This is a genomic window from Flavobacterium anhuiense (assembly GCF_050990855.1).
Classification (GTDB): domain Bacteria; phylum Bacteroidota; class Bacteroidia; order Flavobacteriales; family Flavobacteriaceae; genus Flavobacterium; species Flavobacterium anhuiense_C.
Window position 1 is genome coordinate 198,134 of record NZ_CP158861.1, and the last position, 26,345, is coordinate 224,478.

25 protein-coding genes and 1 tRNA gene are annotated in these 26,345 nt (G+C 34.0%); 16 read left to right on the forward strand and 10 right to left on the reverse strand.

Annotated features, from left to right (window positions below):
• Positions 1–6 precede the first annotated feature (6 nt).
• The 4 genes from ABTV69_RS00950 (at position 7) to ABTV69_RS00965 (ending at position 3,881) form a co-directional block, all read left to right on the forward strand.
• Positions 7–2,247: a multicopper oxidase family protein gene (locus ABTV69_RS00950; protein ID WP_433833448.1), complete on the forward strand. Its 2,241-nt coding sequence runs from the start codon at positions 7–9 to the stop codon at positions 2,245–2,247.
• A 91-nt stretch (positions 2,248–2,338) separates the two neighbouring features.
• Positions 2,339–2,761, forward strand: coding sequence for a hypothetical protein (locus ABTV69_RS00955; protein WP_433833450.1), 423 nt, complete (start codon positions 2,339–2,341; stop codon positions 2,759–2,761).
• 148 nt (positions 2,762–2,909) lie between these two features.
• Positions 2,910–3,068, forward strand: a complete 159-nt coding sequence (locus ABTV69_RS00960) for a hypothetical protein (protein WP_433833452.1) — start codon at positions 2,910–2,912, stop codon at positions 3,066–3,068.
• A gap of 138 nt (positions 3,069–3,206) precedes the next feature.
• Positions 3,207–3,881 (forward strand): hypothetical protein, encoded by a 675-nt coding sequence (locus tag ABTV69_RS00965; protein ID WP_433833454.1) that lies wholly within the window; start codon positions 3,207–3,209, stop codon positions 3,879–3,881.
• A 130-nt stretch (positions 3,882–4,011) separates the two neighbouring features.
• Here the strand turns inward: ABTV69_RS00965 and ABTV69_RS00970 are convergent, their stop codons facing one another.
• Entirely contained in the window at positions 4,012–4,464 is a 453-nt protein-coding gene (locus tag ABTV69_RS00970; protein WP_433833456.1) for a DUF4442 domain-containing protein, read from the reverse strand.
• A 230-nt stretch (positions 4,465–4,694) separates the two neighbouring features.
• Between ABTV69_RS00970 and ABTV69_RS00975 the strand changes: the two genes are divergently transcribed.
• From ABTV69_RS00975 to ABTV69_RS00995, 5 genes are all read left to right on the forward strand, one after another.
• Positions 4,695–5,174, forward strand: coding sequence for a DUF4870 domain-containing protein (locus ABTV69_RS00975; protein WP_433833458.1), 480 nt, complete (start codon positions 4,695–4,697; stop codon positions 5,172–5,174).
• Between the two features lie 135 nt (positions 5,175–5,309).
• Positions 5,310–5,642, forward strand: a complete 333-nt coding sequence (locus tag ABTV69_RS00980; protein ID WP_008464689.1) for a PadR family transcriptional regulator — start codon at positions 5,310–5,312, stop codon at positions 5,640–5,642.
• Positions 5,643–5,645: 3 nt separating this feature from the next.
• Positions 5,646–7,379, forward strand: coding sequence for a PspC domain-containing protein (locus ABTV69_RS00985; protein WP_433833460.1), 1,734 nt, complete (start codon positions 5,646–5,648; stop codon positions 7,377–7,379).
• A gap of 3 nt (positions 7,380–7,382) precedes the next feature.
• On the forward strand, positions 7,383–8,117 hold the full coding sequence (locus ABTV69_RS00990) for a head GIN domain-containing protein (RefSeq protein WP_433833462.1): 735 nt from the start codon (positions 7,383–7,385) through the stop codon (positions 8,115–8,117).
• An 85-nt stretch (positions 8,118–8,202) separates the two neighbouring features.
• Positions 8,203–9,063 carry a GIN domain-containing protein gene (locus tag ABTV69_RS00995; protein ID WP_433833464.1) on the forward strand — a complete coding sequence of 287 codons (861 nt, stop codon included), beginning with the start codon at positions 8,203–8,205 and terminating at the stop codon, positions 9,061–9,063.
• Positions 9,064–9,196: 133 nt separating this feature from the next.
• Here the strand turns inward: ABTV69_RS00995 and trxB are convergent, their stop codons facing one another.
• Positions 9,197–10,144 (reverse strand): thioredoxin-disulfide reductase, encoded by a 948-nt coding sequence (gene trxB / locus ABTV69_RS01000; RefSeq protein WP_433833466.1) that lies wholly within the window; start codon positions 10,142–10,144, stop codon positions 9,197–9,199.
• Between the two features lie 177 nt (positions 10,145–10,321).
• On the opposite strand from trxB, the gene ABTV69_RS01005 reads away from it, so the two are divergent.
• Positions 10,322–10,396 (forward strand) — tRNA-Pro (locus tag ABTV69_RS01005).
• A gap of 543 nt (positions 10,397–10,939) precedes the next feature.
• On the opposite strand, the gene ABTV69_RS01010 is transcribed toward ABTV69_RS01005, so the two are convergent.
• Positions 10,940–13,111, reverse strand: a complete 2,172-nt coding sequence (locus ABTV69_RS01010) for a hypothetical protein (RefSeq protein ID WP_433833468.1) — start codon at positions 13,109–13,111, stop codon at positions 10,940–10,942.
• Between the two features lie 576 nt (positions 13,112–13,687).
• Between ABTV69_RS01010 and ABTV69_RS01015 the strand changes: the two genes are divergently transcribed.
• The 6 genes from ABTV69_RS01015 to ABTV69_RS01040 all read left to right on the forward strand — a co-directional run bounded on the left by ABTV69_RS01015 (position 13,688) and on the right by ABTV69_RS01040 (position 18,981).
• The gene (locus ABTV69_RS01015; RefSeq protein ID WP_125722644.1) at positions 13,688–14,455 is read left to right on the forward strand and encodes a ParA family protein; all 768 of its coding nucleotides are present in this window, start codon (positions 13,688–13,690) and stop codon (positions 14,453–14,455) included.
• A 5-nt stretch (positions 14,456–14,460) separates the two neighbouring features.
• Entirely contained in the window at positions 14,461–15,363 is a 903-nt protein-coding gene (locus ABTV69_RS01020; protein WP_095929441.1) for a ParB/RepB/Spo0J family partition protein, read from the forward strand.
• The gene (locus ABTV69_RS01025; protein WP_433833471.1) at positions 15,363–15,923 is read left to right on the forward strand and encodes a DUF5683 domain-containing protein; all 561 of its coding nucleotides are present in this window, start codon (positions 15,363–15,365) and stop codon (positions 15,921–15,923) included. Before ABTV69_RS01020 ends, ABTV69_RS01025 begins: the two co-directional genes overlap by 1 nt.
• Positions 15,924–15,963: 40 nt before the next feature.
• Complete coding sequence (gene dapB, locus ABTV69_RS01030; protein ID WP_433833473.1) at positions 15,964–16,665, forward strand: 4-hydroxy-tetrahydrodipicolinate reductase; 702 nt, start codon at positions 15,964–15,966, stop codon at positions 16,663–16,665.
• Positions 16,666–16,722: 57 nt separating this feature from the next.
• On the forward strand, positions 16,723–18,276 hold the full coding sequence (lepB, locus tag ABTV69_RS01035) for a signal peptidase I (RefSeq protein WP_433833475.1): 1,554 nt from the start codon (positions 16,723–16,725) through the stop codon (positions 18,274–18,276).
• A gap of 90 nt (positions 18,277–18,366) precedes the next feature.
• Entirely contained in the window at positions 18,367–18,981 is a 615-nt protein-coding gene (locus ABTV69_RS01040) for a WbqC family protein (protein ID WP_433833477.1), read from the forward strand.
• Between the two features lie 105 nt (positions 18,982–19,086).
• Here ABTV69_RS01040 and ABTV69_RS01045 read toward each other — a convergent pair whose 3' ends face one another.
• The 7 genes from ABTV69_RS01045 to ABTV69_RS01075 all read right to left on the reverse strand — a co-directional run bounded on the left by ABTV69_RS01045 (position 19,087) and on the right by ABTV69_RS01075 (position 26,175).
• Complete coding sequence (locus ABTV69_RS01045; RefSeq protein ID WP_433836654.1) at positions 19,087–20,103, reverse strand: endonuclease/exonuclease/phosphatase family protein; 1,017 nt, start codon at positions 20,101–20,103, stop codon at positions 19,087–19,089.
• Positions 20,104–20,150: 47 nt separating this feature from the next.
• Entirely contained in the window at positions 20,151–21,014 is an 864-nt protein-coding gene (locus tag ABTV69_RS01050; protein ID WP_433833479.1) for a rhomboid family intramembrane serine protease, read from the reverse strand.
• Between the two features lie 43 nt (positions 21,015–21,057).
• Positions 21,058–21,807, reverse strand: coding sequence for a rhomboid family intramembrane serine protease (locus ABTV69_RS01055; RefSeq protein ID WP_433833481.1), 750 nt, complete (start codon positions 21,805–21,807; stop codon positions 21,058–21,060).
• Positions 21,804–23,759, reverse strand: a complete 1,956-nt coding sequence (gene mutL, locus ABTV69_RS01060; protein WP_433833483.1) for a DNA mismatch repair endonuclease MutL — start codon at positions 23,757–23,759, stop codon at positions 21,804–21,806. Before mutL ends, ABTV69_RS01055 begins: the two co-directional genes overlap by 4 nt.
• Positions 23,760–23,919: 160 nt before the next feature.
• Positions 23,920–24,600, reverse strand: coding sequence for a DUF6624 domain-containing protein (locus tag ABTV69_RS01065; protein WP_433833485.1), 681 nt, complete (start codon positions 24,598–24,600; stop codon positions 23,920–23,922).
• Between the two features lie 135 nt (positions 24,601–24,735).
• On the reverse strand, positions 24,736–25,308 hold the full coding sequence (gene ribH, locus ABTV69_RS01070; protein ID WP_433833487.1) for a 6,7-dimethyl-8-ribityllumazine synthase: 573 nt from the start codon (positions 25,306–25,308) through the stop codon (positions 24,736–24,738).
• Between the two features lie 84 nt (positions 25,309–25,392).
• Positions 25,393–26,175 (reverse strand): tetratricopeptide repeat protein, encoded by a 783-nt coding sequence (locus ABTV69_RS01075; protein ID WP_433833489.1) that lies wholly within the window; start codon positions 26,173–26,175, stop codon positions 25,393–25,395.
• Between the last annotated feature and the right edge of the window lie 170 nt (positions 26,176–26,345).

Sequence of the window (26,345 nt, forward strand, 5' to 3'; positions counted from 1 at the left end):
TGTATCATGAAAATCAAACACCTCTTTATACTTTTCTTAATTGCTTTTCAGCTTAAAGCCCAAAAAGTCGTTCGTTATGATTTGTACGTTCGCGATACCATTGTCAATTTTTCTGGGAAAGAAAAACGAGCAATTTCCGTAAACGGGCAAATTCCAATGCCGACTTTGACTTTTACCGAGGGCGATATTGCAGAAATTTATGTGCATAACGAATTAAAAAAAGAAACGACTTCGATGCATTGGCACGGATTGTTTCTTCCAAATAAAGAAGATGGAGTTCCCTATCTCACGCAGATGCCGATTGAACCCGGAACAACTCATAAATATACTTTTCCAATTATTCAAAACGGAACCTATTGGTATCACAGCCATTCAGGTTTGCAGGAACAAATTGGTTTGTACGGACTTTTTATCATCAATAAGAAAAAAGACGATTCTAGCATCAGAAAAGGAATTGACGATTTACCGACGATTCCCGTTATTTTAAGCGAATGGTCCGATTTGAAACCGGAGAATATTCAGCGAATGTTGCACAATGCCAACGATTGGTTTGCAATTAAAAAAGGAACAACTCAAAGTTATGCTGAAGCCATTAAACAAGGCCATTTTTCAACCAAAGTAACTAACGAATGGAAACGAATGAATGCAATGGACGTCAGTGATGTTTATTATGAAAAATTTCTTCTTAATGGTAAAAATGAACAACAGCTTTCTGATTTTAAACCAGGTTCGAAAGTCCGATTAAGAATTGCCAACGGAGGCGCTTCAAGTTATTTTTGGCTGACGTATGGCGGAGGAAAAATCACCGTTGTAGCCAGCGACGGAAATGATGTAGAACCTGTAGAAGTCGATCGTTTGATTATTGCCGTTTCTGAAACGTATGATGTTGTCGTTACGCTTCCGGAAGACAATAAATCGTTTGCTTTTTTGGCTACAGCCGAAGATAGGACTGGATCTGCTTCTTTATTTTTAGGAAATGGTGAAAAACAGCCCGTTCATCATCTTTCAAAATTAAAATATTTTGAAGGCATGAAAATGATGAATGATATGATGAAAATGAACGGCGAAATGAATGATATGGGCATGAATATGTCTTTGAATAAAATGGATATGAATGCCGTAATGTATCCTGAAATTTCGGGTGAAAATGAAAATGCAAAACCTGCAATGGATCATTCGAACCACAATATGGGGGATATGAAAATGGAAAGTGACAGCAACGAAACTTCCGAAATTGTGACTCTAAATTACGGAATGCTAAAATCTCCGTTCAAAACTAATCTTCCAAAAGATGCCCCTGTAAAGGAATTGCGCTTTACGCTTTCGGGAAATATGAACCGCTACGTTTGGAGTTTAGACAACAAAGTAGTTTCTGAAACGGATAAGATTTTAATTAAAAAAGGAGAAAACGTTCGAATTGTGTTGTATAACGGTTCAATGATGCGCCACCCAATGCATTTACACGGTCATGATTTTAGAATTCTGAACGAACATGGCGATTATTCTCCGCTCAAAAATGTGATTGACATTATGCCGATGGAAACCGATACCATCGAATTTCAAGCCAATGCAGATGGCGACTGGTTTTTTCACTGTCATATTTTATATCACATGATGGCAGGAATGGGACGAATTTTTACTTATGAAAATTCAGCTCCAAATCCGTTGATTCATCATCCCGAGATGGCTTATAAAATGCTGAAAATGGATGACAGAATGTTTCATTTTATGGCTGAAAATGATTTTGCATCCAACGGAAATGATGGTGAAGCGATGTTTAGCAACACCAGATGGAGCATCGGAACAGAATGGAGATTGGGTTATAATAACGAACACGGTTATGAAACTGAAACTCATATTGGAAGGTATATCGGAAAAAATCAATGGTTGATGCCTTTTATTGGTTTTGACTGGAGATACCGAAGAATGGGAATGGACGAACAAGAACAAAATCTTTTCGGACAAAAAAACACCAAAGACAATCGTTCTGTTTTCAGTGCCGGTTTAGAATATACTTTGCCAATGCTCATAAAAGCACAAGTCGAAGTGTATACCGATGGAAATGTCCGCGTTCAATTTGAGCGAAAAGATATTCCGCTTGCCAAACGTTTACGAATGAATTTAATGTGGAATACAGATAAAGAATATATGGCTGGTTTGAAATATATCGTTGCTCGAAACTTCGGAATCACGACGCATTATGACAGCGATATGGGAATTGGATTCGGGGTTAATTTGAATTATTGATTTTTTGAAACATGTAATTTATTTAAGTTGATTGAAAAAATTCTAAGTAATGAAATAATTTTTTATTTTAGTTTTCTTAAAATCAATAATCATGAGAAAAACATCTTTTTTACTTCTTCTAATTCTCGGATTAACGTTAACAAGTTGCGATCCTTCACAAGGTATTTTATTTACTAATAAAGGAGAAAGCAATGTCAAAGTAAAACTCATTATCAATTCGAAAGTTAAGAATGATCAGTTGGACGAAATGAAAAAAGGAGATTCTATCGTTTTTAATTTAATTCCTCATAATCATGAAGAAAGACTGGGATACATTTATTTTGGAAGAGGAAGATGGAATGATGAGGAAATCATTAAAGTTTCTAAATCCATCAAAAGTATCGAGATTGAAAATGATAATTATAAAATTGCATATAAATCGCAAAAAGCAATAAATAATTTACTTAAGAATAACTATAAAGGCATAATCATGAAATCGTTAAACATTAAAATTCAAGACGATTTAACAAATTAAATCAACAAGAGCGTAAAGTTGCTTATGGCTTTTAAGGTCTAAATCACTTTTATAAAAACATTAACAATAAAACTATTCTCACAAATAAGAAATCAGTTTATATTTGGACTACCAATTATAATCTCTAACACAAAAACATCTAATTAAAATGACAAAAGTAATCACTGCAGTAATAGTAGCTTTTTTTTCAATTGGCGTAATGGCTCAGGAAACAAAACCAGCTACAAAAGATAAAGCAAAAAAAGAATCTTGCTGTAAAAAAACAGCAGATAAAAAAGACAAAAAATCTTGTTGTGTTAAAAAATAAATGAAATGCTATTTCAAACAAAAGACCTCGTTTTAGCGAGGTCTTTTTTATTTTCCAACTTTAAAAAGTGAAGAAAAATCTGTATATATTTGATATTATCAATTGGAGAAAATTTTACTTAATCGAACACTTAATTTTATGGGATTAGACATGAGGCCTTTGGGAAAACCAAAGCCAGGATTTGAAACAAGATTCAAGGAAATAATGCAAATTGTTCAAGGAAAAGAAAAACAAGAGCTTACTTTTTTTGATAAATTAAAAGGAAAGAAGATTTTATCAAAAGAAGAACTTTTGGAAGAATGGTTTGCAAATCAGGTTCAAAGTTATGTTACTATTAAAGCTCCAAGAGTTGGCTATGATCAAATTGCTAATGACTGGATAAAAGAAAGATATAACGAAAGTGACAAACTATTGTCTGAGGAAGATTTTTTAAATGAATACAATGGTTTTTATGTTATTGAATTATCTCAAGAACCAGATGCAGTTCCAATTTATCGCGCAATGGGACAAGATGAAAATGTATTTAGAGGACAGTTTCTAGCAGATTGCCTCGATTTAATTGGAGAAGATTTAGTATATGAAGCTTGGGAAACCAAATTTGCAGAAGATGCTTTAGATTATGGAAATCGTTTAATGGATATTGCCTCAAAAATTGCAAAAGAAAATAATTTGGAGCATTTAAAAGACGAAAAATATCCCCCTGAAAATGCAGATCAAAATAGTATGGAAAGTAAATTACATATTATATTCTCGTTGGCAAAATGGCTGATTTACTATGGAAGAAATGGCCACGGTTACGAAGCCGATTTTTAATTAAAAAAAGTATAAAAACTAAAAAAGACCTAGCCAAAAGCAAAGTCTTTTTATATACTGTTTAGAAACTTTGTCAAAGTTTTAAACTTTGACAAAGTTCTTAAAGATTCGTAATTCGTTTCTAAAAAAACTACTTCACTCGAACACTCCATTCAAAATCCATTTCAGAAACCTGAATTCCTTCTTCGTTTGTTCCTATAGATTTCATCCAGAACGTCTGCCCTTCTCCGGTTTCAATTGTTCTTTGAATCGCTTCAGCAATTAAATGTCCATCCTTGCAAACAAATGTGATTCTTCCTGTTGCTTTCTTTGTGAAATTCCCTTTGTTGTTGGCTACTAACATCGAAATCTTTTTACCGCTTTGTTGAATTTGAGAAATTACCAAAGCTCCAGTTGTTAACTCCGCTGCCATTGCTTGTACCGCAAAATACATAGAATTAAACGGATTCTGATTGATCCAACGGTGTTTTACTGTTACTGTACAACTGCTATCACTTATATCCTTTACACGAACTCCGCAAAAGTATGCAGAAGGCAATTTGAATAAGACGAATTTATTAAGTTTTGATACCGAAAGTGCCATATGGTTTATTTTTTTATGTAAAAATACAAAAAAACTATGCGCGCACAATAAATTATTCGCTTATCAAAAGAACCCAACAAAGACAGCTCCTTCGAATGATTTTCAACGTTTTAAAGATTACTTTATAATTTTAAATTTGTTAATTTTTTGTTAATATTTGGTACTATGTAAAGCAAGATACTGTTTTTTAGACATATATTTGCATAAGAAATTACTATATACTTTTAATCATGGAAACAACAACACCACTCATCATGGAAAAAACATCAGAAAAGAATACAGCAGCCTTTACTCATTTGAGTACATTAAGCCAGTATATAATTCCGTTTGGGAATTATATTTTTCCGCTAATCATTTGGACTAATTATAAACACAAGTCTGAATTTGCAGATCATCACGGAAAACAGGCTTTGAACTTTCAGTTAAGTATTTTGCTTTACTCATTGATTTTAGCACTAATTGCTATTCCGATTTTTATTACTGTTTTCTTACAGAATCTTCCAATAGAAGCTGTTTTTAATGACGACGATTTTGTAATTAGAAACTTTAACATTCAAGCAAACATTGGAATTTTAAGTGTCGGAATTACAGCTGTCGTTCTTTTTGGAGTTCTAAAATTTGTTGAATTCTTTTTAGTGATTTATGCTTCGATAAAAGCTTCAAACGGAGAATTATACAAATATCCGATTACGATTCCTTTTATAAAGTAAGACTTCTCCCGAAGCCTCGGGATCGCCCAGTCTGACATAAAAAGGTTAAAAGTTATAGACACGACAATCAATCATCAATCAATCATCATCAATCAAAAAACGAATTGTTCAATCAAAAAAAAACAAAATGAAATTATGAACATTGAAAACACAAAAGCACAGATGCGCAAAGGTGTTCTTGAGTTTTGCATCTTATCTGTTCTAAAAGAAAAAGATGCCTATACCTCTGAAATATTAGACACTTTAAAAAACGCAAAATTACTAGTTGTAGAAGGAACCGTTTACCCGTTGTTAACTAGATTGAAAAATGACGGTTTACTAAATTATCGCTGGGAAGAATCGACTTCTGGGCCTCCGCGAAAATATTATGGATTAACCGAAATAGGACAAACTTTTTTAAACGAACTTAGCGGCACTTGGACAGAATTATCTGATGCCGTAAATCTAATCACCAATCAAAATCAATAAGTCATGAACAAAACAGTAAATATTAACTTAGGCGGGATGTTTTTTCACATCGATGAAGATGCATACTTGAAATTGACACGCTATTTTGACGCTATAAAACGATCACTTAACAACTCATCTGGTCAAGATGAAATTATTAAAGATATCGAAATGCGTGTTTCTGAATTGTTGACAGAAAAACAAAAAAGCGAAAAACATGTTGTTGGACTGAAAGATGTTGACGAGGTGATTGCAGTAATGGGTCAGCCAGAAGATTATAGAATTGAAGACGAAGAAAACGCAAATCAATCTTTCAATAATTATAATGCAAGAAAACACAAAAAATTATATCGTGACAAAGAGAACGGTATGATTGGCGGTGTTGCAACAGGTTTAGGACATTATTTCGGAATTGATGCAGTCTGGATCAAAATCATCTTCTTAATCTTTGTTTTTGCAGGATTTGGAACTGGAATCTTGGCTTACTTTGTACTTTGGATCGTAACTCCTGAAGCAGTAACAACTTCAGAAAAATTAGAAATGACAGGAGAACCTGTAACGATCTCAAACATCGAAAAAAAAGTTCGAGAAGAAATTGATTCATTATCTGATAAATTTAAAAATGCAGATTATGACAAAATGGGAAACCAAGTAAAGTCGGGAGCTGGGAGAATAAGTAGTTCATTTGGAGACTTTATCATGACGGTTTTTAAAATCTTTGCTAAGTTTTTAGGAGTGATTCTAATTATATCAGGGATTTCAACTTTAATCATGTTATTGATTGGCGTTTTTACTTTGGGAACTAACATTTTTATCGATTTCCCTTGGCAGAATTTTATTGAAGCAGGAAACTTTACAGAATATCCGCTTTGGTCATTTGGATTATTAATGTTCTTTGCAGTTGGAATTCCGTTTTTCTTCTTAACGCTTTTAGGATTTAAATTGTTGTCTCCAAACTTGAAGTCAATCGGAAATATTACAAAATATACGCTTTTGGCTCTTTGGATCATTTCGATCGCAATTCTTACTAGTATCGGAATTAAACAGGCAACTGAGATTTCGTACGATAATAAAGTAGTAGAGAAAAAAGTTCTAGCAATTAAGCCAGCTGATACTTTGTATATTAAGTTTAAGTACAATGATTATTACACGAAAAGCCTAAACCATTATAGAGAATTTGAATTTGTACAAGATTCAGCAAACAACGATTTGATTTATTCTAATGATGTACGTTTACATGTATTACATACAGACGAGTCAGCTCCATTTATCCAGATTGAAAAAAGTGCTAGAGGAAACTCTTTCACTAACGCTAAAAAAAGAGCAGAAAAAATTAATTATAAGTTTCAAATTAGCAGAAATCATGTAATTTTGGATAATTATTTTCTGACAGATGTTAAAAACAAATTCAGAGGACAAGAAGTTGACATTTATCTTTATGTTCCAGAAGGACAATTAATTAAACCAGATTCTTCTATTAGAGATTATTACAATTCAGATGACGATTTCTTTCAATTAAACTACGATGGAGATTATAATTATAAAGTTATTGGCTCTAAAGTAAAATGCTTAAACTGCCCTGTAGATCATGACGATGACCACGATTATGATTACGATTCGGAAGAAGTTCAAACTAATGACAATGATACTATTAACGAAGTTTCTGTTAAAATCAATGGAAAAGAAGTTATAAACGGAAAAAAAACAAAAGGAAAACTAGCAACTGACAAAAACGGAGTGATAATCAAAATTAACTAAACCATGATAAAAATAATCATTCATATTACGAAATTTATAATTGCAACTGTTACTGCCCTATTGTTTGCTTCATGTAATTTTAACATGAATGCAATTGAAGGAAGCGGAAATGTTACAACAGAAAAAAGAACTGTTCAGGGAGATTTCAAAAACATCTCTGTAAGCAATGCTATCGATTTGGTTATTATACAATCTGATGCAAAAGAAATTACAGTTGAAGCAGATGACAATCTTCAAAAAGAAATTGTGACAAAAGTAGAAAACGGAACACTTATCATTAAGTGTAAATACAATTCTTTCCGCAACATTACAGCAAAAAAAGTTACTGTAAAAATGCCGATCATTGACAAAGTTGATGCTTCTAGCGCGTCATCTGTTCATACAGAAGGATTAATTGAAGGAGAAGATATTACCCTTGAATCTTCTAGTGCTGCATCAATGGATGTTACTATTGAATCTGACAAGATATCATTAGACACAGGAAGCGGAGCTTCTATTAACATTAAAGGAAAAGCTTTAAACCTTAACACTTCGGCTTCAAGTGGAGGAAGTATTAATGCAGAGAAATTATTAGCAAATGATGTAGATGCCCAAGCTTCTAGTGGCGGAACAATTACTGTAAACTCAATAGTAAATTTAAAAGCGAAAGCTTCGAGCGGAGGAAATATCAATTATCTTGGTTCTCCAAAAATAGTTGAGAAAGAAGCAAGCTCTGGAGGGAACATTAACAAAAGCTAAGGAGATTTAACTGTTAAATATAAAAGAAATCATTCATCAAAAGTGGATGATTTTTTTATATTTGTCAAAATCAAATCTAGAATTAATGAAAAAAAGTACAGCGCTGCTCTTATTATTATTTGTGACTACTTTCACTTTTGCACAAAAAAGAGAAAAAATCAAAGGCACTAAAATTGTAACAACCTCAATAAAAGAAGTTGGTAGTTTTGATGCTATTGAAGTCGATGATAATCTAGAAGTTTATTTGGAGCAGGGAGAAAAAAATGAAATTAAAATTGAAGCCGACGATAACCTGCATGATATTATCGGAATCGATTTAAGAGAAAAAACGCTTCGTTTATACACCAATAAAGAGTCTACTATTTTCAAGAAATTATCAGTTAAGGTTACTTACACTAAATCATTGAATAAAGTAATTACTAAAAATGAAGCTGTAGTGTATGCTATTCAAGAATTGCAATTAGACGACATCACAATGAATTGTCTTGATTTTTCTAAATTATATTTGAATGTAAATGCAAAAAAATTCACTTTAATCGCTGATGATAAATCTCGAACAGAACTTAATTTAAAAGCCGAAGATGGAAATCTGCAATTGAGTAAAAATGCAATTGTAAAAACTTTAGTTTCTGCAATAAAATTCAAATGTGATTTATATCAAAAAGCAAATGCAGCGATTGAAGGAATTGCCGAAAAAGCAACAATTAGATTAGACAATAATTCTGTTTTTACTGGAATAAAATTCACTTTGAAAGATGCCAATGTTACAGCTGAAGGTTCTGGTATCGCAAGCATTTTAGCAGAAAACACTATAGCAATTGCGGCTGGAGATAAGTCTGAAATTTCATTGTACGGTGACCCGAAAATTGAACTTACACGTTTTAGCGAAGAAGCAAAACTGATAAAAAAGCCAGGTGCACCAAAACCAAAAACAACGACATTATAAACTTTTAAAATTATCTAAAGTTTAAAAGCATAATAAAAAAACCAGTTTCAAATGAAACTGGTTTTTTTTTATTTGATTTTTCAGATTCAGTTAACTTGAAACAAGAAAAACTTGAAACTTTAAACAAAAAGAATTACTCTTTAGAAGCTAAATATCTTTCAGCATCCAATGCAGCCATACACCCTGTACCTGCAGCAGTAATTGCTTGACGGTACACATTATCAGCAGCATCACCCGCTACGAAAACACCACCAACATTTGTTTTAGATGTTCCAGGAGTATTTACGATGTAACCTGTTTCGTCAAGTGTAATATAATCTTTAAAGATGTCTGTATTTGGTTTATGACCAATTGCTACGAAGAAACCTGTTGCTGGAATTTCGATAACTTCTCCAGTTGTTTTATTTAATGCTTTAATAGCATGAACAACATTATTATCTCCAAGAACTTCAACAGTATCGTGATTCATCAAAATCTCGATATTTTCTGTTTTACGAACACGCTCTTCCATAATTTTAGAAGCTCTGAATTTCTCGCTTCTAACCAACATGGTTACTTTTTTACAAAGTTTAGATAAGTAATGCGCTTCTTCGCAAGCAGAATCTCCTGCTCCAACAATAACAACATCTTGATTTCTGTAGAAGAATCCGTCACAAACTGCGCAAGCAGAAACTCCACCCCCCATATTTAAATAATGTTGTTCTGACGGCAGTCCTAAATATTTAGCTGATGCACCTGTAGAAATAATTACCGTTTCACAGTGCAATTCGATGGTATCATTAATCCAAACTTTATGAATATCTCCAGAAAAGTCAACTTTTGTTGCCCATCCGTCACGAATGTCTGCACCAAAACGTTTTGCTTGCTCTTGTAACTGAATCATCATTTCAGGTCCTGTTACTCCATCAACATAACCTGGAAAGTTTTCAACCTCATTAGTAGTAGTCAACTGACCACCAGGCTGCATTCCTTGATATAACACTGGATTCATGTTAGCTCTAGCCGCATAAATAGCTGCAGTATAACCTGCAGGACCAGAACCTATAATAAGGCATTTAATTTTTTCGATTGTATTTGACATAGTAATAGTTTTTTTGAGTTGCAAATGTAAACTTTATTATAAAAAATAACGCCGAAAATAAATCTGAAATAGCTATCTTAAAATAAGTTTTATTTATTTTCATTTTTTCCTTTTACAAATCAAATTTATTTCTATCTTTGCATCCGCTTTCGGGCACTACAATAAAAAATACATCTTCGGGGTGTAGCGTAGCCCGGTTATCGCGCCTGCTTTGGGAGCAGGAGGCCGCAGGTTCGAATCCTGCCACCCCGACAAAAAAGTCTTTTCATTCTGGAAAGACTTTTTTTTTGCTTTAAACTTAATGCAAGTCCGAACGGTTATCTCGTCCCGACTGCCATCGGGAAGGCCGCAGGTTCGAATCCTGCCACCCCGACAAAAAAGTCTTTTCAATTTTGGAAAGACTTTTTTTGCTTTAAACTTAATGCAAGTCCGAACGGTTATCTCGTCCCGACTGCCATCGGGAAGGCCGCAGGTTCGAATCCTGCCACCCCGACAAAAAAGTCTTTTCAATTTTGGAAAGACTTTTTTTTTTGCTTTAAACTTAATGCAAGTCCGAACGGTTATCTCGTCCCGACTGCGATCGGGAAGGCCGCAGGTTCTCCCGAAAGCTTTCGGGACTGCCACCCCGACAAAAAAGTCTTTTCATTCTGGAAAGACTTTTTTTTTGCTTTAAACTTAAAATATAAACCTTTGCGCCTTCGCGACTTTGCAAGCAAAAAACATAACAGCAGAAAATAAAAAAACTCCGAAAACCAAAAAGCTTTCAGAGTTTTATTTAAAAAATTTTCTCTCTTCTTATTTTTCCATACCTATATAAGAAGGATAAGATTCAGGATTTGGCAAAGTAAATTCTTCATCAAAAGGCTGTACTCCTTTTCCATTATTATAACTAACAACACGTTTTGCACCAGTTGCAGTGCTTCCGCCCGTCCCATTTATTACGTTTTGAATGTTACCAGGTCCGGCAAAGCGAGTAATACACATTTTCTCCAATTTCACATTTAGGCTGTTTGGCACTTCAAAACCATTTTTCTTATTTACACTTCCATCCGTTCCAGTAAAAACGGCATAAGACCCCATTCCTATTGTATGATGTTCCTTTACTGTATTGGCAACTTTAAAAGCTGCATAACCATCAACTCTTCCTCCCTGACTGCTCCAACTTGATTGATTTGGCGCGTCGTATGGAGGTTCGTTTTGAAAGAAAAAAGTTCTTCCCCGCTCTCCAAGCCATAGCACTTCATACTCTTGATAATGCTCTACAAACAATGCATAAAGTGTCACATCGCTTCCTGTTACAACAAGTCCGTTTTTGCATCGATCTCTTGTCCAACGTACCTCACCTCCTTTTTGCGAACCATGATCCGCACGCCACAACCAGAAATGATCTCCCACAACATTATTGCTATTGATTTGCATTGAAGCCTGAATCTGAATGTTTTTTGCTTGAACACCACCTACTCTGCACGTAATATCAGTAAGTAAAATAGGATCTGAAGCATGATCTGTATTAACTCCTTCATCACCAATCCTAACCTGATAGATAGTACTATTAAAAGAATCCATTAAAAGACCTGCAATGATAATCCCATCTTTGTCATCAGCATAAATACAGCCCCAAATATTTTTCTCTGTTGGTTCTAATGTTACCGAAGCAATTCCCGCGCCAAGAAGAATTGCATCTCTTCTATTTACCTGTATTGGAGCATTTAAAGCATAATGTCCCGGAGTAAAAAATATATTTTTGCCAGACTTCAATGCAGCGTTAATTTCCACATCACTGTCTCCTTCCTTAGCAACATACCAACCAGTCATCAAATCTTGGATTTTCCCTTTTCCCATATCTGTTCCGGACCAAGAAACACCAACCCTATCTTTTTGCCATGCCGGAACAAACACTTTGTATTCACCATCACTATCAATAAACAAAAAAGGTTTTTCTCTAATAATAGGAGTTTTCAAAATTGGTGAATTACTTTCATTAGCTTCTGGCGGATTTACGCAACCTTGCCAAACCATATTGTAAGAGCCTCCCATTGCTCCAGTGCCTTCTGGAAAAACAGTATTTCTAGTATACCATTGCTGCTGTCCACCCCAATTCGGCCTCGATGTTGTATAATGAGCATCGGCAATAAATCCACCGCTACCCCAAAAATTCGTATCTCCAATATCCGAAATATACTTTGAAGTGCTTTCAATCAAAAGTCTTCTCGCACTCGTTGACTGAGAAACCGTCCAAGAAAAATCGCGCATTACTTCGACATTTTCCACTGAACGCCAAAATGTACAGGTAGCATTAGCTCCACCAGAAAGGTGAGGCCTTGTAAATATTGCTCCTAATCTAACATCTGAAGGCACTTTTCCTAATCCCCCAATATGAGAATAGAACCCTAATTCTATAGCATTCGATGTTTCCGATGACGCAGAACCTGAACCTCCAACATCGTAAGTTTGTCTATCAATATTTGGTTTAAAATAATACGCTTGACGTCTAGTCGTCCATTCGCCATTTGCACCTCCTAAACCGATACTCCCAAACTGCGAATTAATCTCATTTCGTGCCGTTACGGCTTTTTCATATTTTCGATCATAGAAATACATATTATCTCCGAAAATCTGATTTTCAAGCGAAATCATAACAGTAATACCATTACGAGTAACCTTATAATAGTTCTCATATTTATCATTATTAGGCTTACTGTCAGTAAACATCAATTTGGAAGTTGACCCAACCGATACGAAATCTGATGCCAAACGACTGCCCCCTCTTGTAATTACATAATTTCCTGTCGAACCAAAATCTGACCATGATAGAGTGATGCTGTGCTTCTTTTTATTGTAGACAATTTTGCGTTCTATTTTTTTACTTCCTTCTAATTTTTCATCACCCGAAGAGGGAGAAACAAAACTGCATAAAAGCAGAAAAAATGCAAATGCTGTAAATAATGAGATTCCTTTTTTGCTCATAAGAATGTTCTTTTTTTTTGTGGTTTGATAGCTTATAATATTTGTAGTTTTTTAGAAATCCCAAAATAGCAATAATCTTCAACCTTCACTTCCATTATGCTGTTCAATTTTCTTATCAAAAACTATACAAAACCAAAGATTCTGCACTTTAACAGCACAAACAAACGATTGTGCAGAAAAAATATCTCCTTCAACATGACATTACATAGCGATTAAATGGATGAGTGAAAAATTAAAAATCGTAAGGCACTACACCTCAAGACAGAAAAAAATCAACATCAAGAAAGCATTTGTTTTAAATATTTTCTCTTCAACAAAAACCTTCCGTTTATTTCAACTTTAAAAACTCAAAACACCACCTTTAACTAAGGCAAAAATTTGATTTCTCTCCTTTTATAGAAGAAGCAACAACTAAATTGACCCAAACACTCATTAACAATTTTATTCATAACTCAAATTATTTTCTGTCGAACACCCATGAAACCACGATTAAGCAAACTTTCTTAAATGTTAACAAAATAGATTTTCAGAAACCATAAATAATTGTATTTTTACGGTTCAAAATTCAGAAAATAAATGGGCAAAATCATTGCTATTGCTAATCAAAAAGGAGGCGTTGGAAAGACTACTACATCAGTAAATCTTGCTGCCTCATTAGGTGTTTTAGAGAAAAAAGTATTGTTGATCGACGCTGATCCACAGGCCAATGCTACATCTGGTCTTGGAATTGATGTAGAAACAGTTGAAACTGGAACTTACCAAATACTTGAGCATACTGTAACACCAAAAGAAGCCGTTTTAAAATGTACAGCTCCAAACGTAGATGTGATACCTGCTCACATTGACCTTGTTGCTATCGAAATTGAATTGGTTGACAAAGAAAACCGTGAATACATGCTTAAAAAAGCATTGGAAGAAGCAAAACAAGAATATGATTACATCATTATTGACTGTGCACCTTCTTTAGGTTTGTTAACCTTGAATGCCTTAACAGCAGCAGATTCTGTAGTTATTCCTATTCAATGCGAATATTTTGCACTTGAGGGATTAGGAAAACTATTGAACACTATTAAAAGTATTCAAAAAATACACAACCCAGATCTTGACATTGAAGGTTTATTATTAACAATGTACGATTCAAGATTACGTTTATCGAATCAGGTTGTAGAAGAAGTTCAAAAACACTTCAACGATATGGTTTTTGATACTGTAATTCAGCGAAATGTAAAATTAAGTGAGGCTCCGAGTTTTGGCGAAAGCATTATCAATTACGATGCAACAAGCAAAGGTGCCGTAAACTATATTCATTTAGCACAAGAAATTATAAAGAAAAACAGTAAATAGTTTTTATGACAAAAGTAATTAAAAAACAAGCCTTAGGAAGAGGATTATCTGCCTTATTAAAAGATCCTGAAAACGACATTAAATCAGTAGAAGACAAAAATGCTGATAAAGTTGTTGGAAACATCATTGAGCTTGAAATAAGTGCGATTGAAATAAATCCGTTTCAGCCTAGAAGCAATTTTAATGAAGAATCATTACGAGAATTAGCCACTTCCATTAAAGAACTTGGTGTAATTCAACCTATTACTGTTCGTAAATTAGATTTTAACAAATACCAGTTAATCTCTGGAGAGCGTCGTCTTCGTGCGTCTAAATTAGTAGGACTTACTCATGTTCCTGCATATATTCGTATTGCCAATGACAACGAATCATTAGTTATGGCCTTGGTTGAAAACATCCAACGCCACGACTTAGATCCAATTGAGATTGCTTTATCATACCAACGTTTAATCGACGAAATTCAATTAACTCAAGAACAAATGAGCGAAAGAGTTGGTAAAAAACGTTCGACAATTGCCAACTATCTACGTCTTTTAAAACTAGACCCGATTATCCAAACAGGTATTCGTGATGGTTTCATCAGTATGGGACATGGTAGAGCAATTATCAACATTGAAGATTTAGACGTTCAAACTGATATTTATCAAAAAATCGTTAGCCAAAATTTATCGGTTCGTGAAACAGAAGCTTTAGTGAAAAATTATCACGAAGGCTTACAGCCAAAAGCTGACGGAAAGCCAAAAGCTGATGCGGCATTTGTAGTTAGAGAAACACAGAAAAACTCTTTCAATGACTATTTTGGCTCAAAAGTTGATATAAAAGTCGCTGGCAACGGAAAAGGAAAAATTACAATTCCATTTAATTCTGAAGCTGACTTTAACAGAATTATGAAATTAATAAACGGATAGTGAATAAAATTGTCCCCATTGGTCTATTGTTCTTTCTAACAGGAACCGTTTCTCTTTTTGCCCAGGTAAAAAAAGACACGGTTTTGGTCGTAAAAGACACTACTGCACTAGAAGAAATAGACCCGCTTACACCAGCAAAAGCGGCTTTTTACTCTGCTGTTTTACCTGGTTTAGGTCAAGCATACAACAAAAAATATTGGAAAATCCCTTTGGTTTACGGAGCAATCGGAACTAGTTTATATTTCTACATAGACAACAACAAAAAGTACCATGATTATCGTGACGCTTACAAACGAAGATTGGAAGGCTATAACGATGACAACTACAAATATCTGGACGACAGCCGACTTATTGCTGGACAGAAATTCTACCAAAGAAACAGAGACCTATCTGCTTTATTTGTTGTAGGTTTCTATGTCTTAAACATCATTGACGCCAATGTTGACGCGGCATTAATACAGTTTAATGTAAACGAAAGACTTTCAATGCGTCCAGAAATTTATCCTGCCGATGTAACATTTAAACCAAATGTCGGACTAACCTTTAATTATAAGTTTTAATAGATTGCATTCTATTTAAAAAATCAAAAAACAAATCATAATGAAAATTGCGCTTTTAGGATACGGAAAAATGGGTAAAGTAATCGAAAGAATTGCTTTAGAAAGAGGTCATGAAATAGTTTTAAAGAAAGATGAATTTAACACCTATGACGGGCTTTCGACAGCCGATGTTTCCATCGATTTCAGTGTTCCATCAGCAGCAGTGAGTAATATTTCTGCCTCTTTTAATGCCAATGTACCTGTAGTTTCAGGAACAACTGGTTGGCTAGAGCACTACGACGAAATGATTGCACTTTGCAATGAGAAAAAAGGAGGATTTATTTCTAGCTCTAACTTCAGTTTAGGAGTAAATATTTTCTTCGGACTAAATGAATATTTAGCTAAAATCATGAAGCAATTCGATTCTTATAAAGTTTCGATGGAAGAAATTCACCATATCCATAAACTAGATGCTCCAAGCGGAACAGCAATTTCTTTAGCACAAGGCGTTATCGAAAACAGCAACTACGCAAATTGGACAATGGAAGATGCTAAAGCAAACGAAATACGCATCGAAGCAAAAAGAATTGGAGAAGTACCTGGAACTCACACAGTAAATTACGATTCTGCTATAGACAGCATCGAAATTAAACATACTGCTCATAACCGAGAAGGTTTTGCCCTTGGCGCTGTGATTGCAGCAGAATGGCTGGCAGGAAAACAGGGAATTTTCTCTATGAAAGACGTTTTAAACTTACAATAAACCGACTGAAATTCAAGATTAACAAAAACTTGAATTTGAAACTTAAAATACAATATTATGACATTTTACTCTTGGTTCGTATTTTTCTTGGCTGTTCAAATTATTCACTTTCTTGGAACATGGAAATTATATCAGGCAGCAGGAAGAAAAAGCTGGGAAGCAGCAATTCCGGTATATAATTCTATAGTTTTAATGAAAATTATCGGACGTCCAACATGGTGGACCATACTGCTTTTTATTCCGATTATTAACTTGATTATGTTTCCGGTTATATGGATAGAAACCTTAAGAACTTTTGGTAAAAAATCAACTTTAGATACTATTTTAGGCCTCTTTACTTTAGGTTTTTACATTTATGTTGTCAATTATACTCAGAAATTAGAATACAACAATGACCGTAAATTAACTCCCGATAACAAAGCAGCAGATACTGTTAGCTCGCTACTATTCGCGATCATTGTAGCAACATTAGTACACACTTACGTAGTACAACCTTATACAATTCCGACATCATCTTTAGAAAAATCTTTATTGATTGGCGATTTCCTATTTGTAAGCAAATTAAACTATGGACCTAGAGTCCCAATGACAACCGTTGCATTACCAATGGTTCATGACTCTATCCCGATGACAAAAACAAAATCGTATTTAAGCTGGCCACAACTGCCTTATTTAAGACTTCCGGCTATTCAGAAAATAAACCGATGTGATATTGTCGTCTTCAACTGGCCTGTCGATACGGTTCATTATTTCTTTGAACCAAAAGGAAGACCAGGCGTTATCAAACCAATTGACAAAAAATCAAATTACGTAAAAAGATGTGTTGGTATTCCTGGAGACAGCTTATCAATTAAAGATGGTTACGTTTTTATTAATGGAAAAAAATTAGTCTTACCTGAAAGAGCAAAACCTCAGTATTCATACGCTGTGGCTTTAGACGGAAAAACTCCTATTGACTTTGAAAGCATTTTCAAAGAATTAGACATTACAGATCCTGCTGGTTTTAGAACTGAAAAAAGAGATACTCTTTACTTAGGCGCTTTAACAGAAGCTGGAGCAGAAAGATTTAAACACACTCCTGGAGTTACTGCCGTAATTAGAAAAATTGACACCGGAGACAACAACGACATTTTCCCTCATATTAATAAATGGAACCAAGATAATATGGGACCAATTTATATTCCTGAGGCAGGAAAAACAGTTGCTCTAACAAATGAGTCACTTCCTTTCTACAAAGAGATTATTACAAATTACGAAGGAAATACTTTAGAATTGCAAGGCTCGAAATTCTTAATCAACGGAAAACCAGCAACAACATACACCTTCAAACAAAACTATTACTGGATGATGGGAGACAATCGCCATAACTCAGAAGATAGTCGTTATTGGGGTTACGTTCCGGAAAATCATATCGTAGGAAAACCAGTTTTCATTTGGATGAGCTGGGATACTAACGGAAAAGGAATCAATAAAATTCGCTGGAACCGCGTATTTACAACGGTCGATGGTGAAGGTCAGCCTCAATCTTACTTCAAATACTTCTTGATACTTCTTGCTATCTATTTCGTAGGAGATTTTATCTGGAAAAAAAGAAGAGAAAATAAAGCATAATAAAAAATAAACTATTTTTGTTCAGGTTTCAAATTTCAGGTCTAAAAAACTTGAAACTTGAAACCTGAAACTTTTAAACAATATATAGAAATGAATTCCTTAATACTTCCAACTTACTTCCCATCTATCAGTCATTTTGCAGTAATTGCGCAATCTGACAGTATTACTTTTGAAATGGAAGATAATTTTCAGAAGCAGACCAATAGAAACAGAACGTATATCTATAGTCCGAACGGAATTCAATTATTAAACATCCCTGTTAAGCATTCTAAAGCAACACATCAGAAGACGAAAGACATTTTAATCGAAAACGAATTTGATTGGCAGAAACAGCATTTTAAATCGCTTGAAGCCGCATATAGAAGCTCTCCGTTCTTCGAGTACTTTGAAGACGACATCGCTCCTATTTTCGAGAAAAAACACGATTTTTTGATGGATTTAAACTTCGAAGTGTTAGACGTTGTAACGAAATGCCTTCGAATGAAATTGGAATTTGGAAAAACTACAGAATATTTTCATGAAGTAAGCGATTTTACCGATTTTAGATACTTAGCAAACGGTAAAAAAGATAGTAATTCTTTTGAAAAATATACGCAGGTATTTGATGACAAACATGGCTTCATCAACAATTTAAGTGTTTTGGATTTGCTTTTTAACGAAGGTAAATTTGCAATGGATTATTTGAAGACACAGACAATCATATAAATTATGAATTATAAGTTATGAGTTATGAGTTATGAATTCTCACATATCTCATTAAACTAACTTTTGACTTTTGACTTTCGACTTTCCAACTTTTGACTAATAAAATCATTCCATTGAAAGCCTAGTCATTATTGGATAATGATCTGAATTTTCAAAATCAGAAAAGCTTTCAAATTGTTTAACTTTCATTTTACTATCTGTAAAAATGTAGTCAATTCTAGCTGGATAATATTTGAATTTATAAGTAGCGCCAAAGCCTTCTCCAGCTTCTTCAAAAGCATCTTTTAGCTTTCCTTTTATGTTTCTATATACATAAGAAAACGGACTGTTATTCATATCTCCGCAAATAATCATTGGAGTTTTACATTTTTTTATATGCTCTCTAAAAATCTCAGCCTGTTCCTGTTGTTGCTTAAAACCCTTGCTGATTCTTCCGTAAATACGTTGCGATTTCTTCTGATTTACATTATCAATATCATCTGATATTTCACTCACATCTGGAGAAATTTTAATAGACTGCAAGTGCATATTATATACACGAATAATATCTTTTCCGCGCTTAATATCAGCATAAACCACATTATTATCAGATTTTGGAAAAACGATATTTCCTTCTTCAATAATCGGAAACTTAGAAAAAATAGCTTGTCCTGTTTTAATTTTTTTTCCATCTATAAAAATATATCGGTGCGGATATACTTTTAAATCCAAATGCGCCGAATTGGAATATTCTTGAATGCACAAAATATCAGGATCTTTTTCATCTATGAAAGCTTTAATATTTGCGGGAATATCATCGCGATCCAACCATTTAAAAACATTAAAAAGACGAACGTTATAACTCATGACAGAAAAATCTTTTTCGTCTTTCACATACTCTTTTGCAGAAAACTTATAGAATTTGCTAATAAACGTAATTCCCGTCAACAAAACCAAACCAGATAAAATAAGGCGTTTTTTAAACTGAATTCCCCAATAAACAAAAAAGAATCCGTTTGCTACAAAAAAAGCAGGCATAAACAAAGTAAGCACCGATAAAAGCGGAAAACTTTTAGGTGCTAAAAAAGGTAAAACATAGACGCTAAACGTAAGCACAGTTAGGACTATATTCAAAAAGAACATTATTTTATTAAACCAAGAAAGGTTTTTCATATTTTCCTCCTACAAGTTTATTTTCCAGCTTTAAATAAAAACTCTTTTTCTTCTTTTGTCAGACAATCATATCCCGACTGACTAATTTTGTCTAAAATCTCATCAATCTGCTGTTGCGTTTTGTCTTTCGTAACAATTCTTGATGTGGTTTTTTCTGTAGGTTTTTTGTAATTTTTATGAACTTTTGTAAATGGGGTCGTAGGAGATTTTCTAAAAAGATTTACAAAGAAATCTAACGTTTTAGAAACAATTGCACTTAAATCGGTACCGTTTTGAAGGAGCTTAATATAAATGAATCCAAAGAAAGCACCTGCAAGATGCGAAATATGTCCACCCATATTTCCAAGACGAAACTGCATTAAATCTAAGATTATAATAACAGCTGTAATATGCCAAAGCTTTACATTTCCGAACAAGAACAAGCGAACATTCATTAATGGAGAATAAGTCGTTGCTGCAACCAAAATTGCCATTATAGCAGCCGAGGCGCCCACAATAGAACCACTGATATTTGACAAATAAAAACTCAATGCAAAAGCCACTCCAGCAAAAAGAGCACTTAAAAGATACAATCCTAAATATTGCTTCTGAGTAAAATACGTTAGAAACAAGGAACTGGCAAAATTAAGTACCATCATATTGAACAACAAATGAAAAAATCCGTCGTGAAAAAAAGCATATGTCAAAAGCGTCCAAGGTTTAAACATAAAAACCTGAGGATCTGAAGACAAAGCAATCCAACTTGGAAAATCAAATAGACCATTTGAATAATTATAGAAAAAAATAAGTGATACAATAAAACATGCTATATTCCAATATATAACACGCATAGCAATACCTCCCAATCTATACTGTAATTTTAAATCGTCCAGAATGTTCATAAAGACTTCTTTGTTTTTAGAATTTGTACTTTAAAGTTAAAAATTAATTCCAACGGTTGTTATTAAACTGATTTTTTTTCCAGTACCACATAATCATAAATCCGAAAAAGGCTCCTCCAATGTGTGCATAATGTGCAATTCCAGATTCGATTCCCATTAATGAACTTCCAAAGATTCCAAAAAAACCATCATATAAAAGCATGTAAACCGGCACAAAATATTTTGCCTTAATTGGAATAGGAATAAACAAAATTCCCAATTCTGCATTTGGAAACATAAAAGTAAAAGCCACCAACAAACCATAAATTGCTCCAGAAGCACCTACTACAGTTCCAAAATAAGCACTTGTAAAATGTTTAAACTCTGAAGCCGTCAAAATTTGCTGCCATCTGGTATCAATCTTACCTTGATTTAATATGTTTAAAATGTCAGCTTTCGCATAACCATGTCCCAATAAAATATTAAGACTATCTTGATAGAAGTAATAATTGACTGCAAAATTAACCAAAGCCGCTCCTAGACCGCATGAGATGTAGAAAAACAAAAACTTTTTTCCGCCCCAAAAATGCTCTAATGTAGACCCAAAAGAATATAATGCAAACATATTGAATAGTATATGCCCGAAACCGCCATGCATAAACATGTGAGTCACTGGCTGCCAAACTCTAAACCCAGGATTTTCTGGAAAGAAAAGAGCAAGATATTCATAAGAAATTGGCACTAATTGCGCGCCAAGAAAGAATATAATATTAATAATAAGTAGCTGTTTAACTACTGGAGTGATATTCATCATACTGCAAACTTTTTATCTATATCTTCCACACGCATGGTGATGAAAGTAGGTTTTTGAAAAGGTGAAATATTTGGATCTTTACAAGCAAACAAACCGTTTACTAAATTATCTTGTTCTTTTTCGGTTAAATAAGATCCTGTTTTAACCGCTAAACTTTTTGCCATTGACTTGGCAATGGTATCGTTCTGACTGTAACTGTTTCCAGGAATTCCATCCTGCAAATCGCTCAGCAATTGCTCTATCACTTGCGAAACTTCACTTTCTGTAATATTGACTGGAATTCCAGAAATCACAATATGATCGGTTTTGCTTTCGTCAAAAACAAATCCCGTTGTTGCTAGCGAAGGCTTTAATTCTTCAATCAATTCCATCTCAGCTGCCGAATAAAACAAATCTAAAGGAAAAAGCAACTGTTGGCTCGCCGCTTGATTAACAGTCATATTCAGCAAAAATTGTTCGTACAAAATTCGCTGGTGCGCACGCTGTTGATCAACAATAATCATTCCTGATTTTATTGGCGAAACGATATATTTTTTATGAATTTGATACGTCTTCTGACTAGCTTGCTCAACTTCTTCATCATTAAACAAAGAAGAAGTTACCTCTTCATTTTCGAATGTAAAAGGCGAACTTTCTACACTTTCTGGATTTTCTACATCCAGACCAACATATAAACTTTCCCAACTTGCCGTTGGTTCTACTCTTTTGGAATAACCTGAGTAGGATGATCCAGAATAGGACGCCCCAGAGGAAGATGATCCTGATGAAGACGAAAAAGAAGAACCTGAACTAAACCCAGACGATCCAGAACCAGCTTTGCTATAATGCTGATTGGTTTTATCATCAGTAAATGGATTAAAAGTTCCATCTACTTGAATCGTTGGCACTTCTGCTTCTACGTCTTTATAATGATACGGTGTATCTAAATTAGCATCTCTGTCAAAATCTAAAACCGGAGCAACATTAAATTGCCCCAAACTATGTTTGATCGACGCTCTTAAAATAGCATACAATGCTTGTTCGTCATCAAATTTGATTTCTGTTTTCGTTGGATGTATGTTAATATCAATTGTATTTGGCGGCACTTGCAAATACAAGAAATAACTTGGCTGAGAACCATCTTTCAGTAATCCGTCATAAGCAGACATTACCGCGTGGTGCAAGAAACTGCTTTTTATAAATCGATCGTTTACAAAAAAGAACTGTTCTCCTCTATTTTTCTTAGCAAATTCAGGCTTGCATACAAAACCTTGAACATTTATGATTTCGGTATCTTCGTTTACAGGAACTAATTTTTCATTCGTTTTTCCAGACATAATGCCCACAATTCGTTGGCGATATCCTGCTGACGGAAGATTGTACATCTCGCTTCCGTTATGATAAAAACTAAAATGAATATTAGGATGTGCCAATGCCACGCGCTGAAACTCATCCATAACATGACGAAATTCGACCGTATCCGACTTTAAGAAATTACGGCGAGCAGGAATATTAAAAAATAAGTTTTTAACCGCAAATGAAGTTCCTTTTGGCAAAACAGCCACTTCTTGCGAAACAAATTTACTTCCTTCAATTACAATATGCGTTCCTAGTTCATCCTGATCTTGTTTGGTTTTCATTTCCATGTGGGCAATCGCCGCAATAGAAGCCAAAGCTTCTCCACGGAAACCTTTTGTGCCAAGCGAAAACAAATCTTCCGCCTGACGAATTTTGGAAGTAGCATGACGCGCAAAACACAAACGGGCATCTGTAACGGTCATTCCAACACCATTATCGATCACCTGAACTAGTGATTTGCCAGCATCTTTTATAATTAATTTGATATCAGTTGCTTTAGCATCGACCGCATTTTCTAACAATTCTTTTACAACTGAAGCTGGTCTTTGAACCACTTCTCCAGCAGCAATTTGGTTAGCAACGTGATCAGGAAGCAATTGAATAATACTCGACATTAAGCAAAAATAGTTTTAAAGTTTAGATTCGGTTTTTACAAACCAAGAAGTACAAATTTAGTGAATTTTGATTGGCTTTTAGAACAAGAACAATCATAAAAAAAACAAAAACTACAACAGTCTATAAAACAGAATGATTACCAGTTAGACTCAAAAAAAACTAATCCATTTTCTTGATCTCGTCTAAGGTATAAACCTTGTACTCCATTCCCATATCTTTTGCATTTTCTTCTACAGTAGTTGTAAAACCTGCTTTCTTTCTTCGTTCATTAACTTTAGCAGGATTTTCAATCGGAGAAACATAACTAAAAAACTCTTTTTTTCCAGTCTGTTTATTTGTTATTTGTTTCATCTGCCCCTGCGTTCCGTAAATCTGTTCTTTTCCTTGTTGTGTTAAAAAGCGGTCTTGCATTTTTGCAAAGTACGTAAAAGGTATTTCTTTCTTTTTCGCTTCTTTCTCAATCATTGGCAAATATTCTGCAATTTTTTGACTGTGCTGAATAACGTACCATGCCGCAATATTTGTAGGTTCGCCAACAAGACTTTTTCCAGGATAGCCATATTGCTTAATAATTTCTTCCACTTTAATCAAATTAAGCGAATCTTGTTTTTGCATCTCAAGCCAAATACCTTTTCTAAAATTCGGATCATTCTCACGACCGAGTTCTTTTACTATTTCTTTTTTTCGATCATCGGAAGTATCAAAATTGATATATTCCCTAAGAATCTGGTCAGATTTCAAAATTGATTCAAGTTCACTTTTTAAATTTTCATTGATTTTATTCTGAGCATAGCCTAGACTAAAACACAAAATAAAAGTATAAAGTAGATATTTTTTCATAAAATTTAAATTAAAGATCAACTCAAATGTAATATAATTCCGAATCCGATCCGACTTAACGTAATCACAAAAAAAGCATAAAAAAAACCTATACTTTTAACAAGCATAGGTTTCAAATTTCTTTCAAAAGAAAAACTATTCGTTCTCAATCTTTTTTGGTGAATCTTCAATTTGAAGCGCTCCCGAAGTTAATAATGGCTGATTAAAAACGTGAGCTATTGAAGCCTGCTGACGAATATACGCCATTTTAATTGCCGCAATCGCTGCTTCAGTTCCTTTGTTTCCGTGAACTCCTCCACTTCTATCAATTGATTGTTGCATATTATTATCTGTTAAAACACAGAAAATAACTGGAATATCAGTTTGAACATTCAAGTCTTTAATTCCTTGTGTAACTCCTTCGCAAACAAAATCAAAATGTTTTGTTTCTCCTTGAATTACGCATCCAATTACGATAACCGCATCAACATTTTGTGTTTGAAGCATTTTTTTAGCTCCGTAAATCAGCTCAAAACTTCCTGGAACGTTCCAACGGATAATTTGCTGAGCAGGAACATCGCAATCAACCAAAGCATCAAAAGCACCATTGTAAAGTCCTTCTGTTATAGTATCATTCCATTCAGAAACAACAATCCCAAACCGAAAGTCTTTCGCGTTTGGGATTGTGTTTTTATCGTATTCTGATAGATTTTTATTTTCAGTAGCCATCTGTTATATTTTAGATTTTTGATTTATCGATTTTAGATTCTTAATACTACAAATCTACAATCTTAAATCTAAAGTCTAAAATTTTTATTGTGCTAATCCGATTAAAGCATCAACAGATGCTGCTTCTGGAGTACTGTCGTAATTATCTTTAATATCGTTGAAGTATTTCAAAGCATCTTCTTTTTGCCCTAAAGCCAAAGCAGTTTTTCCAGCTTTTAATAAGAAACGAGGCGTTGTAAAATCGTTTTTATTAGACTCAGCAGCTTTTACATAAAAATCTAAAGCTTCTTTTTGCTGATTTTTTTGAGAGTAAGCATCTCCTGTAGCACCTTTAGCTAAAGCGCTTAAGATTACATCCTCAGATTTGAACTCACCTAAATATTTAATTGCCTCATCAAATTTACCAGTATTTAAGTAAGCGATACCAGCGTAGTAGTTTGCAAGATTTCCAGCATCAGTTCCAGAATATTCGTCAGCGATTTTAATAAATCCGAATTTACCTTCTGAACCGTTTAATGACAATTTAAATAATGAATCGCTAGAAACACCGTTTACAGCTTTTTCAAAGTTTTGTTGCGCAACAAACATTTCACTTGCAGCCTCTTCCTGTTTAGGAGCCGCAATAAATTTTTGATAACTTAAATATCCAATCGCAGCAACTGCAATACCAGCAACTAAACCAATAATGATTTTTTGATTTTTAGCCACCCAATCCTCAGTTCTTGAAGCTGTTTCGTCTAATTTCGAGAAAACAGCAGCTGTTGTACTGTCCTTTTCATCAATAACTACTTGTTGCTCTTCAGTAACTACCTCTTTTACTTCCTTTTCTTTTGGTGTCTTATATCCTCTTTTATTGTAAGTTGCCATTTAAAATTTATTTAGTGAACGGCAAAAATAAAATTTTTATTGAAAATGACGTAAAAAATTTCAATTTTATCACTATTTTAAAAGAAATATTTTCTTTTGTGATTTGCGCTTTCGCGAAAGCGCTAAAATAAATTGTCCGAGAATCGCTCTAAAGCCAATTATATCGATAA

What these genes read in the sequence shown, in the direction of transcription:
- ABTV69_RS00955 (WP_433833450.1), top strand. Translation starts at nt 2,339, where the DNA reads ATGAGAAAAACATCTTTTTTACTTCTTCTAATTCTCGGATTAACGTTA.
- lepB (WP_433833475.1), top strand. Translation starts at nt 16,723, where the DNA reads ATGACATTTTACTCTTGGTTCGTATTTTTCTTGGCTGTTCAAATTATT.
- ribH (WP_433833487.1), bottom strand. Translation starts at nt 25,308, where the DNA reads ATGGCTACTGAAAATAAAAATCTATCAGAATACGATAAAAACACAATC.
- ABTV69_RS00960 (WP_433833452.1), top strand. Translation starts at nt 2,910, where the DNA reads ATGACAAAAGTAATCACTGCAGTAATAGTAGCTTTTTTTTCAATTGGC.
- ABTV69_RS00975 (WP_433833458.1), top strand. Translation starts at nt 4,695, where the DNA reads ATGGAAACAACAACACCACTCATCATGGAAAAAACATCAGAAAAGAAT.
- mutL (WP_433833483.1), bottom strand. Translation starts at nt 23,759, where the DNA reads ATGTCGAGTATTATTCAATTGCTTCCTGATCACGTTGCTAACCAAATT.
- ABTV69_RS00950 (WP_433833448.1), top strand. Translation starts at nt 7, where the DNA reads ATGAAAATCAAACACCTCTTTATACTTTTCTTAATTGCTTTTCAGCTT.
- ABTV69_RS01020 (WP_095929441.1), top strand. Translation starts at nt 14,461, where the DNA reads ATGACAAAAGTAATTAAAAAACAAGCCTTAGGAAGAGGATTATCTGCC.
- ABTV69_RS01075 (WP_433833489.1), bottom strand. Translation starts at nt 26,175, where the DNA reads ATGGCAACTTACAATAAAAGAGGATATAAGACACCAAAAGAAAAGGAA.
- ABTV69_RS01055 (WP_433833481.1), bottom strand. Translation starts at nt 21,807, where the DNA reads ATGATGAATATCACTCCAGTAGTTAAACAGCTACTTATTATTAATATT.
- ABTV69_RS00980 (WP_008464689.1), top strand. Translation starts at nt 5,310, where the DNA reads ATGAACATTGAAAACACAAAAGCACAGATGCGCAAAGGTGTTCTTGAG.
- ABTV69_RS01010 (WP_433833468.1), bottom strand. Translation starts at nt 13,111, where the DNA reads ATGAGCAAAAAAGGAATCTCATTATTTACAGCATTTGCATTTTTTCTG.
- ABTV69_RS00965 (WP_433833454.1), top strand. Translation starts at nt 3,207, where the DNA reads ATGGGATTAGACATGAGGCCTTTGGGAAAACCAAAGCCAGGATTTGAA.
- ABTV69_RS00995 (WP_433833464.1), top strand. Translation starts at nt 8,203, where the DNA reads ATGAAAAAAAGTACAGCGCTGCTCTTATTATTATTTGTGACTACTTTC.
- trxB (WP_433833466.1), bottom strand. Translation starts at nt 10,144, where the DNA reads ATGTCAAATACAATCGAAAAAATTAAATGCCTTATTATAGGTTCTGGT.
- ABTV69_RS01015 (WP_125722644.1), top strand. Translation starts at nt 13,688, where the DNA reads ATGGGCAAAATCATTGCTATTGCTAATCAAAAAGGAGGCGTTGGAAAG.
- ABTV69_RS00970 (WP_433833456.1), bottom strand. Translation starts at nt 4,464, where the DNA reads ATGGCACTTTCGGTATCAAAACTTAATAAATTCGTCTTATTCAAATTG.
- ABTV69_RS01040 (WP_433833477.1), top strand. Translation starts at nt 18,367, where the DNA reads ATGAATTCCTTAATACTTCCAACTTACTTCCCATCTATCAGTCATTTT.
- ABTV69_RS00990 (WP_433833462.1), top strand. Translation starts at nt 7,383, where the DNA reads ATGATAAAAATAATCATTCATATTACGAAATTTATAATTGCAACTGTT.
- ABTV69_RS01065 (WP_433833485.1), bottom strand. Translation starts at nt 24,600, where the DNA reads ATGAAAAAATATCTACTTTATACTTTTATTTTGTGTTTTAGTCTAGGC.
- ABTV69_RS01045 (WP_433836654.1), bottom strand. Translation starts at nt 20,103, where the DNA reads ATGTTCTTTTTGAATATAGTCCTAACTGTGCTTACGTTTAGCGTCTAT.
- dapB (WP_433833473.1), top strand. Translation starts at nt 15,964, where the DNA reads ATGAAAATTGCGCTTTTAGGATACGGAAAAATGGGTAAAGTAATCGAA.
- ABTV69_RS00985 (WP_433833460.1), top strand. Translation starts at nt 5,646, where the DNA reads ATGAACAAAACAGTAAATATTAACTTAGGCGGGATGTTTTTTCACATC.
- ABTV69_RS01050 (WP_433833479.1), bottom strand. Translation starts at nt 21,014, where the DNA reads ATGAACATTCTGGACGATTTAAAATTACAGTATAGATTGGGAGGTATT.